General features: G+C 44.9%; 15 protein-coding genes. 2 read left to right on the forward strand and 13 right to left on the reverse strand.

Annotated features, from left to right (window positions below):
• The coding region (locus A3763_RS10620; RefSeq protein WP_255376619.1) for an FGGY family carbohydrate kinase at window positions 1–620 on the reverse strand (620 nt) is incomplete at its 3' end.
• Window positions 621–777: 157 nt separating this feature from the next.
• Here A3763_RS10620 and A3763_RS10625 point away from each other — a divergent pair.
• Complete coding sequence (locus A3763_RS10625) at window positions 778–1,536, forward strand: DeoR/GlpR family transcriptional regulator (RefSeq protein WP_068554486.1); 759 nt, start codon at window positions 778–780, stop codon at window positions 1,534–1,536.
• Between the two features lie 259 nt (window positions 1,537–1,795).
• Window positions 1,796–3,364: a glycerol-3-phosphate dehydrogenase gene (glpD, locus tag A3763_RS10630; RefSeq protein ID WP_068567642.1), complete on the forward strand. Its 1,569-nt coding sequence runs from the start codon at window positions 1,796–1,798 to the stop codon at window positions 3,362–3,364.
• A 227-nt stretch (window positions 3,365–3,591) separates the two neighbouring features.
• On the opposite strand, the gene A3763_RS10635 is transcribed toward glpD, so the two are convergent.
• The 12 genes from A3763_RS10635 to A3763_RS10690 form a co-directional block, all read right to left on the reverse strand.
• Window positions 3,592–4,557 carry an AgmX/PglI C-terminal domain-containing protein gene (locus A3763_RS10635; RefSeq protein WP_068553968.1) on the reverse strand — a complete coding sequence of 322 codons (966 nt, stop codon included), beginning with the start codon at window positions 4,555–4,557 and terminating at the stop codon, window positions 3,592–3,594.
• 2 nt (window positions 4,558–4,559) lie between these two features.
• Window positions 4,560–5,060: a biopolymer transporter ExbD gene (locus A3763_RS10640; RefSeq protein WP_068511512.1), complete on the reverse strand. Its 501-nt coding sequence runs from the start codon at window positions 5,058–5,060 to the stop codon at window positions 4,560–4,562.
• Window positions 5,057–5,653 carry a biopolymer transporter ExbD gene (locus A3763_RS10645; protein ID WP_068553966.1) on the reverse strand — a complete coding sequence of 199 codons (597 nt, stop codon included), beginning with the start codon at window positions 5,651–5,653 and terminating at the stop codon, window positions 5,057–5,059. Before A3763_RS10645 ends, A3763_RS10640 begins: the two co-directional genes overlap by 4 nt.
• 58 nt (window positions 5,654–5,711) lie before the next feature.
• Window positions 5,712–6,413, reverse strand: coding sequence for a MotA/TolQ/ExbB proton channel family protein (locus A3763_RS10650; protein ID WP_068511508.1), 702 nt, complete (start codon window positions 6,411–6,413; stop codon window positions 5,712–5,714).
• A 274-nt stretch (window positions 6,414–6,687) separates the two neighbouring features.
• Window positions 6,688–6,996: a hypothetical protein gene (locus tag A3763_RS10655; RefSeq protein ID WP_068553964.1), complete on the reverse strand. Its 309-nt coding sequence runs from the start codon at window positions 6,994–6,996 to the stop codon at window positions 6,688–6,690.
• A 13-nt stretch (window positions 6,997–7,009) separates the two neighbouring features.
• Window positions 7,010–7,720: a tetratricopeptide repeat protein gene (locus tag A3763_RS10660; RefSeq protein ID WP_068553962.1), complete on the reverse strand. Its 711-nt coding sequence runs from the start codon at window positions 7,718–7,720 to the stop codon at window positions 7,010–7,012.
• Between the two features lie 28 nt (window positions 7,721–7,748).
• Window positions 7,749–10,679 carry a tetratricopeptide repeat protein gene (locus A3763_RS10665; protein ID WP_068511503.1) on the reverse strand — a complete coding sequence of 977 codons (2,931 nt, stop codon included), beginning with the start codon at window positions 10,677–10,679 and terminating at the stop codon, window positions 7,749–7,751.
• Window positions 10,676–12,712, reverse strand: a complete 2,037-nt coding sequence (locus tag A3763_RS10670; protein WP_068634473.1) for a tetratricopeptide repeat protein — start codon at window positions 12,710–12,712, stop codon at window positions 10,676–10,678. Before A3763_RS10670 ends, A3763_RS10665 begins: the two co-directional genes overlap by 4 nt.
• A gap of 1 nt (window position 12,713) precedes the next feature.
• Complete coding sequence (locus A3763_RS10675; protein ID WP_068508191.1) at window positions 12,714–13,298, reverse strand: AraC family transcriptional regulator; 585 nt, start codon at window positions 13,296–13,298, stop codon at window positions 12,714–12,716.
• 21 nt (window positions 13,299–13,319) lie between these two features.
• Window positions 13,320–14,483 (reverse strand): DUF3570 domain-containing protein, encoded by a 1,164-nt coding sequence (locus A3763_RS10680; RefSeq protein WP_231872166.1) that lies wholly within the window; start codon window positions 14,481–14,483, stop codon window positions 13,320–13,322.
• Entirely contained in the window at window positions 14,470–14,709 is a 240-nt protein-coding gene (locus A3763_RS10685) for a DUF4266 domain-containing protein (protein WP_068511561.1), read from the reverse strand. Before A3763_RS10685 ends, A3763_RS10680 begins: the two co-directional genes overlap by 14 nt.
• Window positions 14,710–14,725: 16 nt before the next feature.
• On the reverse strand, window positions 14,726–15,041 hold a 316-nt coding region (locus A3763_RS10690; RefSeq protein ID WP_156495044.1), incomplete at its 5' end, for a TlpA disulfide reductase family protein.

Here is a 15,041-nt window from a genome sequence, read left to right on the forward strand (position 1 = left end):
ATCAAAAATCTGTACAGTTCTTTATCCCACTCTTGTGTATGTATATTGAACAAGGAAGTTCGAGAGGCGTTCGTGGCGTCACTGGCATGCGACCGACCACCGGTTAAGCGCCATAGCAGGAAAGTATCGACAGTTCCAAACGCCAAGTCCCCTTCGCGAGCTCGTTCATCAGCATCATCGACATTATCAAGAATCCAACGAATCTTACTCGCTGAGAAGTATGGGTCTACCAACAAGCCAGTCTTTTCAGAAATAGTATCTTCCAAGCCTTTATCTTTCAGGCTCTGGCAAAACTCAGAGGTTCGGCGATCCTGCCAAACAATTGCCGGATAGATTGCCTTTCCTGTCTTTCTATCCCAAACAATCGTCGTCTCCCGCTGATTGGTAATACCGATCCCCATTACCTGGTCGGATTCAAGATCTAATTTGGCAAGAACTTGCTTGATTACGCTGACAGTCGTACTCCATATTTCTTCTGGATCATGTTCGACCCATCCATCGTTTGGAAAGTGCTGGGTAAATTCAGCTTGCGCAGTAAACGCTACACGGCCTTGGTGATCAAATAGTAAAGCACGTGAGCTTGTCGTCCCTTGATCAATAGAAAGAATGAACTGAGCCATATTATGATCCCTAAAAATATTATTTTGTCGTATAGTTCAATACACTTACATGTGTAAATGTTATTATTTCAATATTAGCCAGGTGTGCAGGTGAAGGGTTCTTCTATATTGCACGACCTATGCTTTCGTTAACTGTTTATAAGAAGTCTGCGTTACCATGAAACAAAGTGAAAGACACTCTCGTATCATAGAGATCGTAAGTAGTTCCGGGTTTGCAACAATTGAAGAGCTTGCCAGCAAATTTGATGTTACACCACAAACCATTCGTCGAGACTTAAAAGAGCTCGACAACGAAAACAAGATCCAACGTTTTCACGGCGGCGCTGGCCTTAGCTCCACTATTTTAAATACCTCTTACTCTAACCGTAAAGTTGCTTTCCTCAAAGAAAAGCAGCGTATTGCTGAAGCCGTGGCGCTAGAGATTCCTGACCACTCTTCTATCTTCATCAATATCGGCACCACCACTGAAGCAATAGCCCAGACACTTCTCAACCACAATAACCTCACGGTGATTACTAACAACCTTCACGTAGCGAGCATCTTGAGCACCAAAGATGACTTTACAATTATTATCGCGGGCGGTGTTGTCCGCAATCGTGATGGAGGTGTAATGGGTGAAGCAACGATAGATTTCGTCAGCCAGTTTAAAGTCGACTACGCGATCATTGGTATCAGCGGTATCGACGATACAGGTGACCTGCTCGACTTCGACTATCAGGAAGTGAGAGTTTCTCGAGCAATTGTCGAGAACTCCCGCAATATTTTCCTTGCCGCTGACCATTCAAAATTCGGACGGGATGCCTTAACTCGGCTTGGTAACATTGCCGAAGCTCATCATATATTTACCAGTGAAACACCACCGGAAAGCATCGTAAGTATTCTGAATAAAGAAAATATCAAGCTTACCGTCGCCTAACCCCTACCAATTCAACCCTGCATCGACGCCTTACTGAACCTGCGTCGATGTTTGTTTATCACTTCTACATAGCTATTTTTCACGCGCCATTTATAACAATTCACGCCGTCCTATTCTAAGATTATTTTCAATTAATTTTCAGAAAGCCTAATTCTGTCACGCTTTTTCGAAAAACTGTTGAACAATTATTACATTTCGCCTAGCCAAATGTTCGTTTTATGACATAATATGTAAAATTATTAACGTTTTTGAGGTTTATATGAACATTAGCAGTGAAAAAAAGGAACTTTTCTATGATTTAGCTATTGTTGGGGGTGGCATTAACGGGGCTGGTATTGCTGCCGATGCCGCTGGCCGAGGCTTAAAAGTGTTCTTATGTGAACAAAATGACTTGGCTTCAGGTACATCTTCCAGCAGTAGCAAGCTAATACATGGTGGACTAAGGTACCTGGAACACTACGAGTTCAGACTAGTTAAAGAAGCGCTGGCAGAAAGAGAAGTACTGCTTAATAAAGCACCTCACCTTGTCTCACCCCTGAAGTTCGTCATGCCTCACCGCCCTCACCTTCGCCCTGCATGGATGATCCGCTGTGGCTTGTTTATGTATGACCACTTGAGCAAACGAAATACCTTGCCCAAAGCACGGAAGGTGAAATTTGATGGTCATGCACCTTTTACAAACTCGATCACCAAAGGCTTTCAATATCATGACTGCTGGGTCGATGATTCACGTTTGGTAGTTATGAATGCGATAGATGCCCATAATCGTGGTGCAAGCATTGAAGTTCAATCACAGTGCCATAACTTGAGCTTCGACAAAGATCTTGGTCGTTGGCGCCTAAGTATCTTCAACAAGATCGAACAGCGCAGCTACGATATTCTCGCAAGCAATATCGTTAATGCCTCAGGCCCCTGGTTAAACAGCTTTCTTGATTCAGCGGCAGAAGATATTAAACCGGCTCGAAATATTCGACTGATTAAAGGCAGCCATATTATCGTTCCCCGCTTTGAAGAACTGGATGAAGCTTACATTCTACAGAACGAAGACAAGCGTGTGGTATTTGTACTTCCCTATCTTGATCACTTTTCAATAATCGGAACCACCGATAAAGAATACCAAGGAAAGCCAGAAGACGTAGCAATTGAAGAGTGGGAAGTTGATTACCTGATTAAGGTATACAATCAACATTTCAAACGTTCGATTTCTCGTGAAGATATCCAGTCTACCTATTCTGGCGTCCGTCCACTGTGTGATGATGAATCAAACGACCCCTCAGCAATCACCCGTGATTACACGCTAGAACTCCATCAGGAAAGTGAAAGCAACGCCCTGCTTTCAATCTATGGCGGCAAAATCACCACTTACAGAAAGCTTTCAGAAGCGGTTCTAAACAAGCTGTCGCCATTTATTAAGGAGCTTGGTAAACCTTGGACTGCAGATGAACCGATGCCCGGAGTTCAGTTCGTTGGTCAAACAAGAGAGCAGATAGAACAAGCTATTAACAAGAAAGCGCCATGGCTAACTCATACTCTCGTACAACGCTACCTCAAATCATATGGCACCCTTTGCTTTAGCTTTCTAGCGAACAAACAAGGCATGAGCGATATGGGAGAATACTTTGGTGCCGACTTATTCTCTGCAGAAGTCGACTACCTGATTGAACACGAATGGGCACGCTCAGCTGAAGATATTCTCTGGCGCCGCAGCAAACTCGGTTTGTTTTTGAATGAAGAGGAAATTTCGAAGCTTAAACTGTATTTTGAGGGGCGTTTTTCTGGGCTCGCATCAAAAAAGCCAGCCAAAGCGGCGACTGAAGTCGCTGCTTAGGCATTCACCCTAAGCTCGTGGTAGAGGCATCAATGCTTCGATTGCGGGCTATGATCATTAGCGAGGGGCGGAACCCTCTGCTTACGAGCGGGGGTTAGTATCGTATTTCTGGGATAGCGACCATACTTGTAGGCAGAGGCCTCCGTGCCTCGCTGGCGGGTTAGCACGAGTTCGATCATTAGCGAATGGGCGGAACCCTCTGCCTATGGATAGCAAATAAATTTGGGCTAGCCTGGGAATAACTCTATTGGATAGCTAATCGTTGCCTGATCGACACCTGACTTCTGTCCGAAGTTGACTAAGCGCAGACGCTTACAAATTTTGCTTTCCAGTCTTGGCTCATTCAGTGTTGACTCTACTGCCGAACAGCTAGAGACCTGACCACTTGGCTCAACGACTAGCTGTGCAGTAAAGGCTCCTTGCAGTGAAGGCTTCTTACGCAGTGCGCGATTATAAATACTGTTAATCGCAGATTTATTGGCGTCCATGGTGCGACGAATATCTTCACGAGTACGCTGAGCAACCATGCGCTTCGCATCCAGTTCTGCCAGTTCAAGCGCGGTTTGAATTTCTTCAGCTTTTTCTACTTCCGTCATCTCTCTTGAGGCCAATTCCATTCTCTGTGTTTCTTGCGTCAACTTGGTTTCATCAATGCCTGCACTGCGTGAAGTTTTCGCTCTTGAGGCGAGCTTATCTTCAACTTTACGAGCAATAGGTTTTGCCGAAATCGTTTTGGGCGTATCGAGTTTAACGCTATCAGCTAAGCTACTTAGTGCAGACAACTGATTACTCATCGCTAGCAAACCAGATGTTTTGGCTTTCTCTCGTGCCAACTGAATATCTTTTGCTTTCGGCTTAATTTTTGGCTTGGGCTTTTTCGCTATTTGAGCCTTAGGTTTTGGTTTCGGTTTTGGCTTCTCAGCAACTTTCTTCTCAGGCTCAACCTTCTTAATCTCTTTCTTAATCTCTTTTTTAAGGACAGGTTTAGGCTTTTCTTTTTTCTTAAGTATGACCTTTGCTAGTTGAGGAGGCAGGGCTTCCAGCTCTTCCCTATCTTGCTCAGGTAAATCCACCCACGAGACATAAACAGCGATTGCCAAAAATACAGGAATAACCGCTGCGGTAATCTTCCCTAAGCGTTCACTCTCACCTGCTTCGGCATTCCAGGCTGGCCCTAATTGATTAAACGCCATGATTAAGCCTCCTGCTCAACATGCTTATTAACCGCAAGTGAAATGCTGGCATAACCAGAATCCACACAGGTTGTCATAATTTTCTTTAACAGCTCATATGGCAACTCTCGATCGGCAACGATAGTGATTGGACGCCCTTCTGGCGCGACTGCGCTGTTAGACTTTGAAGCCTGATAGTCTAACTCAGCCTTAAGCAGAGGTTCTACCTCTCCTTGAAATTCACGAAGCTCGGCGACTTTAACGATCGCTCGGCCACCGACAAGAATATCGTCGTGAGTCACGGCTAATGCCAGCGCATCTTTTGGCATTTGATCAGCATTAGAAACCGGAAGCTTGACCATATTGTTCTGGTTCAATACTTGTACATCACTTGAGGAATTTACCATCAAGAAAAACACAAGAATCGTAAAGATGTCCATCAAGGATACCAGGTTTAACTTACCCTGATTCTTACTACGGCGTTGGTGACGCTGGATACGCTTGGCTTTTGCTGATGTTTTCATGATCTAACCTTCCCATCAGTTAATTCGGTCTTGGCATCCGCAACACTTTCGTTTGCATCAACAACTTCCGGCGCATCGGCTATCGACACTTCCGGGAATAACTCGGCATTCACTACACTTCCCGCAACAACGGTACGGTAAGATCGCACCTTATCCATCACAGACACCAAGGTCTGATAGGAAGTGTCTTTTCGTGCCATGACAGTAATATCTTTCTTTTCCGGAATACGCGATTTCAGCTCCTGCATCACTTGCCCTAACATCGCAAAGTCGTAAGCCCCAGTACTTACGGCCGCGTTGTCAGAGCTATTATTTGCAACTGAATTCCGCTTTAAACTATCTATTTGCTTAATCACACCGCCTTTATTGTCGGCAACCACCAACTTATCTTCCAGAATCATTACCTGTAACTGCAATGACTCATCATCCTGAGCTGAGCTTTGGTCTTGAGTTGGAAAGTTCAACTCAAGTACACTCGTATGAGCAAAGATCATATTGATCAGCAAGATTGGTACAAGCACGATCATTAAATTCATAAATGCCGTGATATCCAGATCTGCTTCACTTCGTAAGCGTCGATGTTTGCGTTTCATAGTCGAGTCTGCCTATTTCGCTAAGGATTGATCAATAAAGTTGGTTTACAAAGACCAACTAAACAGCGGCTGCCGCATTAAGCCCTGAGTCAGCACTTGGCGACTGTGTAGCCTTAGCAGGTGCTGGAACCGAAGCTGATCGGTCACTTAATAAGTTCATCACTTTAATGCCCGCCATTTCAAAACTATCGACAATCTCGTTAGTCTTTGTTTGAAGTACTGAGTGAACGAGTAATAAAGGAATCGCCGCAATCAAACCGAATGCAGTCGTGTTCATCGCTACTGAAATACTTTGTGATAGCAAGCTAGCTTTTTGTGCAGGATCGGCCGAGGCAACCGCTGTAAATGCAGCGATCAAACCAATGATCGTGCCCAACAAGCCGAGCAAGGTTGAAACGTTAGCTAAAGTCGCTAGATATTGCGTACGTTTTTCTAAACGCGGCATCGTTTCCAGCAAGCCTTCTTCCATCGCATATTCAATTTCTTCACGTGGCTGTCTGCGGCCTAATCGAACCAGACCCGCACCGATCATATTCGACATGGCGGTCTTAGACGAAGAAGCAAACTTTACAGCCGACTTAAAGTCCTTCCCGCTAATCATACGGTGAAGCTTATTAAAGTCCTGGCGGTTATTACGCTTAGCGACACTCAGGTAAACATAGCGTTCAATTGCAATCACCAAACCAACTACCAAAATGATTGAAATCGGATACATGAAGAATCCGCCTTCCTGAAAAAATCGAATTATTGTCTCGATCATAACAATTTACTCCTGGGGGTTTTCTTTGCTTTATGCCTTGTAGGCCATTTAAAATTTATACAATCATCAAGTGCACTTCGCTGACGATTGCAAACAATTGTGAAAATTGTAGATTGAAAAGAGAGAAAAGACGGTTAGATCACGAAAGGATTTGTTGCGAATTGTGTTCATGTTCTTCCATGCACATACTTTGTGTGACTCCTGTCATAGTTTGACGCCATATAGGCCAATATACCTTCTTTTAGCTTACAAGAACCTGTCTAAGTGATGAATCCTACTTTGGTATTGCGGGCACAGTAGTCGCTTTTACATTCTGTTTGCTGAAGGCTTCATGGTAACTTTGCATTCTCAGAAAGCTGGCCCGGTCAAGCGGCTGAATAGGACGTGACGATGCCAAGGTCTGCTCAGGTTCATCAAGAGAGTAAACCTTTGCTGGCTGCCAAGGAACCAAATACAAAACGGTAGGAAGCTCTTGGTTCCCTCGAATAGTCGCCCCTTCGATTGCGATCACAGTTCCTTCTGCCGCCACAACTTGCGTTAAAATAAGACAAGTCAGTAGCATTAAACATTGAGTTAATTTCATATCCTACAACTCCTTATTGTCTATTTTTGATATCAAAGATCCAGTCTTTTACCTGAGGGTCTGGCTCATCAAGTAAAGACTGATATTGCTCGTATAAAGGCAAAGCGTCCGCAAACTGCCCACGATATAAATCCAACAAGATACCCAAGTTTCTAATGGCTGTTATATCTTCAGGGTTCTGATCCAAAGCCTGGCGATAATAGCTCTCCGCCTGATCGAAATCGCCTTTCTCCCGCATAATTTGACCGAGATAGTTGAGTGCCGGGCCAGTAAACTTTGCCAAGTTATCCAAAATCTCAGCCCGCTTGTCTGTAGGCAGATCTATCGACGCCTTGTTATCAGCCTTTTGTTTGTTCTCCTGCCCAAGCGAGTCCTTCAGAGCGAGCACTTTCGATAAGTATGACTCAGCCTCTTCTACATTTCCCAACCACCAGCTACTAATGCCAAGGTTCAAGAGAGGCCCAGGGTACCAGGGGTTTTGCTGATGTATTTCTGCCAGAGTATGAAAGCTATCTTCAAGCTCATCGTTACCTTTGAATACCCCGGCAGCCATCGCTTGGTCCGATGAACTCTCTAGTGACTTCATCGTTTCAACAGCGTCTTGATATTGTGAAACTAATGCTTGTCGCGAATCTTCAGCGGCGATTGATTCCTTATCTATTTTTCCTTTTGTTGCACAGGCACTCAAGATAAGGCACAGACAAACCATCAAAAAACATGACATTGATTGCCTCAAACAGATGAATAGACCCTTAATACAAGTCATAGATGATCTCGCTCTTTAATTCAGGCTTATCGTAACGCCCTGGTAGCAATTCTTTTAAGGCATCAAAACTATTCTGAACCCAGTCATCGTAGATACCAATCCAAGACCTACTGGAGTTCTGTTCATGAATTTCAATAGCACTGTCTTCAAAGGGATAAGCTTGTTCTTCAAGAAGAATTTCGTACTGCTCTAGCTCCAGCTCGTTCAGGCCTGTAGGGCGATCAGAATCCATTAAGTCGCGACTAAGCTGAGCATAAATATCAGCCATGCGATATCCAGCTTCGGTTGAGAACTGAGAGACACCATAACTCGCCGTCTTTTGATAGGCTTTCATAGCTTTTTCCAAAGCTTTGGTTTTTTTAATCATGGTTTCGTTTAGAGGTAGTTTTAACTTGATTCGTTTGTACTGAATAAAGGCATCATTAGCCAAAACACTCGCAGCACCTGCCGCCAAGAAGCGCATACGGTCATCTGCAGCATCACCCAAGCTATCGACCTTCTTCATTTGTTTAGCTAACCAAAAGCGTCGCTTCAGGGGTTTATCCGTTTCTTTATAAAGTTGCGCCAAACGATGAGTCACCTCCATATAGACATCAGCTGGCTCGGCATAGGTATTCGCATAAAGCCGGTAACTGAGTATCGCCTCTTTCTTGTTGTCAGCCTTATCGTATAGCTCCGCTACGATAAACTGAATATCCTGCTTTTCCTGCTCGGTTTTTGCCAGCTTACGCATAATACGCAATTCTCCGGCCGCTGCTTCCCACTGTTCGGTTTCACGATAAGCCAAAGCCATTTTAGCAGGCAGCGTATCGAGTAAATTATGCTTTGGGTAACGCTTTCTGAAGTCTGAAATAACGTCGATAGCACGATGCCATTCTTTTAATTCAATCAAATAACCTGCGGCATCATATTCTGCGCTGGCTCTGAGGGTGGAAGTCGGAGCAACAAGCCCCACGCGAAGAAACTCGTCAACGGCTAGCAAAGTCTGCCCATCTGCCAACTTCGCCTCTGCCTGCTTAAAGACACTCGCAGCCAGGCTTTCAATTGTTGCAGCCCGGCGCTTGTCCTTTGCAGGCATTTGGGTCAATACCTCTTGATACGCACCTTCTGACAGAACAAAGTCATTTAAAGCATACAAACTGTGCGCTTTAATCAAACTACTTTCTAATAAGGTTTGTTTATCAAGCTTGGGCGCACCTTCAAACGAAGTCGGCCAGTCAATCAGGCGCTGAGCCAAAGGTAATGCCCCCTGATAATCTTTCCTGTCAAAATACTCAGAGCTCACGAGGTACAAAACCGGAACCGCTCTATTGTCTTGCTTGTGAATATCAACAAAACGCATTTGAGCCTGCTCCCGCTTAATACTTAAGCTTTCCAGAAGAGCTTGCCTTGCCTCTTGCTCTGTTGGCAGCTTATCTTTTGGCAAGGCTTTGATGCTCTTTAAGTAATCATCATAGAGCAGCACGGAAGCGTAAGCCGCATCACTACGACCAGAAAATTCTGAGAACTCATAACCAGCTCTTTCGAAAGCCGAGATCGCTTCTGGAAAATGTGACAGTTGTGTCTCGCTCTCAGCCAATAATACTAGGCGCTCTGGCAAGTCTGAATGATTGGGAAAGGTCTCGGTAAAGGCACGGTTATATCGAGCAGAAAGCGTATATTCATCGAGCGTTTTTTGCTTGCTGGCAGAACGTTTCTTAGCAGCCTTGCGTAACTGGCCGGCTTTAACGTAATGGCGATCAGCTAACTCTTTTAACAGTGGCTCCAGCTGTTCTTTTGTATAGCCCAGCGAGTCGGTAGCACCTTCAGGCTCTGGCTTCGGAGCATGCGTTTGCCAAAATTCACTGCCTAAGCCATAAGTCTCAACAAATCGCACTTTCTCGGGGTAGATATCTTTCTTAAAGCCTGCGTGAACCAGCACAGTGATGATCTGCATTTGATATTTTGGCGACCACAAACTCAGTGGCTGCCTGGCAATATAGTTCTTATAAACTAACACCGCGTCACTAAACTGCTCTTTATTCAACAGGAAGTCTGCATAGCTGGAGTAAACAACATGCTCATAATGTCGCTGGCCCGTTTCTGCAAACAGAGCCCCCAAGCTTTCTGCCCCACCCAAATAAGAAAACGACAAACTCATAACGCGCATTAAGTCTTCGACCAGAGTTTGATGCTGATTCGCAACCAAGGCCGAGGCTTTATCTTGATCAGCCGAGTCCTGACTTAACAATAAATCTAACACGCGGCTGTAGCTTACCAGCGCTAAAGAGTATTTTGCCTGTTTGAACAAACTCCAGCCTTGCATGTAGTGGGCGTTAGCCAAAAAGGGGCTTTCCTCTTTAGGCGCTTCAGTCAGAATCACGGCAGAAAATGCCTGCTCGGCCAGCCTATACAGTTCGTCAGTGAACAGGATCTCTCCGCGTCTAAATTGTACTTCGGCATAATAGTTTGAGCCCGGGTATTGCTCGGCAATTCGTGTCAGTATCTTCAGGTGTTGATCACGCAAACCTTTCAACTCATAGGTCTTTGCCAATTGATATAAGACGTGATCGTTATCTTCTCTGTCTGGATACTTTTCAAGCAGACCTAAATAAGCAGTGATAGCGATATCCAGCTCATCAACAGCCTGCTCTGCCATTAATAATTCACCTTTCTGAAGCTTAAGATCGGCTAAGCGATGCAGAACCTTCATTTGCGTTTCAGGGTCTTTCAGCATAGGTAGCAGACGAGTGTAATTCTCGATAACTTCTGAAATTTCAAGACTTAAAGATGCCTCTCTATCAATCATCAAGACAGCAGGCTGAAGTGAAGCAATACTTTCAGGCCCATATAAGGGATAGGTTCTGGAGTCAAATAGCTGGCAGCCTGACAAAGCAAATAACAAGGTAAGCAAGCATGCTGTTCTAAGTAAACTCACAAGCTAGCCTCCTCTGTCGTCATGCTGGTTTTCTCTGCAGAATCCGAATGATAAACCTGGTCTGAAATTCGGGCTAATGACTCTCGCGAAGCCTTCAAATAAACACCCGCTTCAGCGATTTGCTTTTCGTAATCCTGTTTGGCCAAAGCAACAAGTTTATTTCTTGCTTGCGCAAGACTCTGGTCTAACTCCGTTCTAATTAGCGCTAGCTGCTCTCTTCCTTCAGAAACTCTCTTTGCTAGCGCTTCATTGCCACCATCAGACTCCAGTTTTGAACGTAACTTAGCTTGATATTCATTAAATTCTGCCATTTCACGATCGAGTGCACGAAGTTGTTTGACCGCCTGCCAACGATTGTCACTAAAGGACTCACTCAACCACCAATCGTAATAGGCTTTAACTCGATTCAAGCGCCGTTCGTAACGGCTACGCTTGCGATGATCATGTGGAATAAGTGCTAACGATGACTCGGCTTGCTCAATTTTCTTGGCATATTTAATCTGCTCCTCATTCATAAAGAATCGCAAGTCTTCAGTCTCGCTGGCATGATTAATCGCCGCAGCAAACCTGTCCTGCTCATCTTCCCAGTGTGCAGCGTCCTGGTTCTCCATCGCTTGCTTTGTTTGCTGTATTTTGTCTTCACGAAGCGCAATACGCGTTGCCATCATGGTGTCGAATGAGTCCAGCTGGCTAGCCCATTGAGATAAAGATTCTTCTAACTTATACAGCTCATGCAGCTCACTTACCTGGCGCTGAAACGCATCCGTTGCCAGAAGGTGTGCAAAGCTATAGTCATTAGGCTGAACATTTAGCATGCCATAGGCATCATTCACTAACTTCGCATCACCTAAGGGGCGTGAAAGGTTCAAGGCGGCAATCAAACGCGACTCATCGACCTCTTGTGCTTGTCTGCCAAAACGCTCTTGTAAAGATTCATAATGCTCAACAGCCACTCGGTAGCTTTGGAGTGCAAGCTTTGTTTCACCCATTTGCTCGTACAGATAGGACAAAGCATAAGGCACTTGCTGTAACCAGGGCGTAAATTGTGGGCGCTCTTTCAACAACGTTAAAGCTTCGAGCGCCAAGCCGTGCTGACCAAGGTTAGTCGCAGCAACTGAATAAGCGAAAAGTGCCTGGTCAGATAACAGACTATCTTTTCTGATTTCGCGTAAGACACCTAAAGCGGATTGATTATCTCCCTGCTGAAGGTATAGCTGCCCAAGGCTTAGCAAACACTGTTCTCGTAAGTTAATACGCTCCCCAGCACCAACATCATTCGACTGACTATAGAGTTCATCTATTTGATTAAGCAAACCAGCTGCCAAGCGCTTCAAATCTCGCAAAGCAACACTTCGAACCACTTCATAGTTCGCATTAGACGCTGCCGCTAGTCCACCAACGGCGGCATTATACTGAAGGTACTGTCGCCATAAGTTGCCAGGAGGAATCTGGCTAATCAAGCTTGCAAGCATAAGGGGTTTATTTTCTTGTTTGATACTATGATCCCGTCCGATCAATAGTCCTTTCATATAGAGCATTTCATGGAACAAATGAGGCTTTTCCTTTCGCAAAAGCTGCATCTGTACTTTGTCAAAACTTTCTGAAGAGCGCTTATCATCGGCGGTAAGGTAGAAGACCTTACCTAAGTAGTACCAAGCCTGGTTACGATCGCTCAATGAAATTTGCTTGGTTAGAAGCGTCTCAAATACTAGTTTGGCCTCTTCGACCATTCCGTAAGAGAGCATCAGCCCCCCCTCCACTAATTCGGGATGCTGGCCATGCCCCTGGATTCCGGAACGGAGCTTGGCAACATTTAGCGCGCTCAAAGCTTCAAAGAAATTTCCTTGATGGTACTGGAACAGTACCTGACCGTAATTTAAGTCTTGAGCACGTTGATATACCGGGTACTCATCAACCAGCTTTGCTTCTGAAGACTGAGCAACACCCGTCCACAGACTCACGCAGAGAATACACAAGGTAATCAGTGCTTTCACAAAGCGCTGAGTTTGCTCAGGAAGATAAGTTTTTAGCACGCTAGTTCCACTCAACGATTTCGACATGAGGTTGATAGTTTTCACTTTGGTCGCTTATCTGAATCTCTAGCGAAGCAATATCACTTGTCTTTTCAAATAGCGTGCTGGCAGCCTTTTTGTACTCGCGCTTATCAGGCCCGAGCCCGCTTACAACGGCCGTTAGCTCGTGCTCGCCACTCTTCAAGTTACCCATATGCAAACGCTGCATACCGCCCTTTCGTAATGCTGTGACTTGACGCTGCGTATACAAATGGCTAGCAACAATTTCATCATTCAGCTTTAAGGTCACACTGTCAGGCTTGAAGAATTTACCCGTATCCAGACTCAGATAAACAACAAACTGGGTATTTGCCGGAAACAGCAAATCTTCTTCCAGAATAAACAGGTCTCGATTCAGCTTGATGACCTTTTTCTTCAGCTGCGCCACACTCAAGGCAACAGGCTTGTCCGCCACAGGCGCAGACTGTTTTTCGATAACCGCACCCGGCTCGGTCGCTGACTCCTCACCAAAGCTACTCACTGAAACTAGGCATACAGCAAACAAGAGTATGCTTTTCAATGCTTTTCTGGTCGCTTTATTATTCATCTAACTCTTCCCCAATTCTCTCTAATATTCCATCGTGACCGATATACGCGTGACCCACGCATCGAAACCATACAAAGGTTCGTTTCCTGCAACAGTAGAAGGTTTGGTCACATCTCTGAAGTTGTCATAGGAAAATTCTAAGTAATCAACCAAAGCCGTTAGCTTTAGCCTATCTACATGTGGAATGGCACCTTTGCCAAAAATATAACTTGCTCCTAAACCAATCGTATAATCACTAAAGGTACTCAATTCCTTATCGCGCCCCATAAAGTCTTGTGAGTCCTGAAAGGGGAAAAGGTCACTATAAAAGTCTGCACTGGTTTGCTGGTAATAACGATATCGGCCCTCAAAGACCCAAGAAGGACCAACCGGATGAATATATTGAAGTTCGAAGGTATCCGCTTCTATCCCCCAGCTGTCAGTGAAATAACGATACTCTGCTTTAATCGATGCTCGATACGGCAAGTAGTAAAGAGAACGAAGTGCAACAGCTGTACTGGTTCGTGTTTGCGGGTATTTTTCAGTGGCTGTCTCGAAAGATGAACCACTCTGATAGCGGTATACGCGATAGGGGTTATTCAAATAACCTTCGTCAGTAATAATATCGACGTCCACGCCAAAGAGCATATTCTTCGTGATGACTTGAGATAGCCCCAGTTTGTAGTTCTGCCTGTCAACATCTTCAGAAAAGTCACTCTGAATCATTCCCACTTCATCCCAACCTCTGGAATAACCCAAGCTCAAGTTAGTTAAATCACCAAAGAAATCTTGTGAAACAGAAACAAACACCGTGTCTGCTGAGAAGTCATTTTCTTCACTGTTGGTATAGCCCGCGCTCACTATCGTTTTCTCATGAAGAAAATCTACCCCGGCACTGTACTCAGTTCGCTCTTCTTCATAAGCACTAGCAGTGGCGCGCACGTCAATAGACGCCGACGACACTGAATCAACATAGTAATGTCCATTCAGGGAAAAATTCGTACCGGCACTTTTTCTTACCAGAACAAAGGGGCCATTAATATCCATACCACCGCCTTCGTAACCATGATACAAGGCGTCAACCGTATCAGGAGGAAGCGTTGCTGTATTACCTACTGCACTGATCACCAGGGAATTGACAATAATTAACAATTGAAAAAAGGATTTAAAAAAAGGCACCTTGGCTTTCATTTTAATTACAGCCACAGCCACCTCCTGCGCCACCCTCTGCTCCACGAGCAGACTCCCTTGCCTGGTATACATGGTGAATGTATGCACCCGCAGCCCCATGTCGATCTAAGCTCATAATAGGGTCGGCCAGATTACTTCGCTCATAGGGTTTTACCCACGGCTTAATTTCACCGCAAGCCTGCAAGCCACCGAAAGACAGCAAACAGATAATTACGCATATGACTGCTTTAATACTGTTCATATTAGGAACCCGTGAACTATTCTCTGATCAACTGTTTAACCTGGTTTGCGTACTCTTCTTCATAGCCGGGCTTATATCCGCGATGTAAAAAGCGCTTGTTGCCATCGCGATCAATCATCACAGTTGTCGGCATCGCATCCACCTCGTACATCTCACTTACCTTGCTTGTCGAGTCATAGACCACAGGAAAATCAACCGGCACAGCTTTCAAAAAGCGATCTGCATCAGCTGAATCTTCATCCACATTGACCGCTAAAATGGTAAAACCCAAGTCTTCATATTTGGCAAAAATATCATTCATCAAGGGCATTTCCTGACGACATGGCCCACAC

The sequence above is a fragment of the Oleiphilus sp. HI0128 genome, from assembly GCF_001635365.1.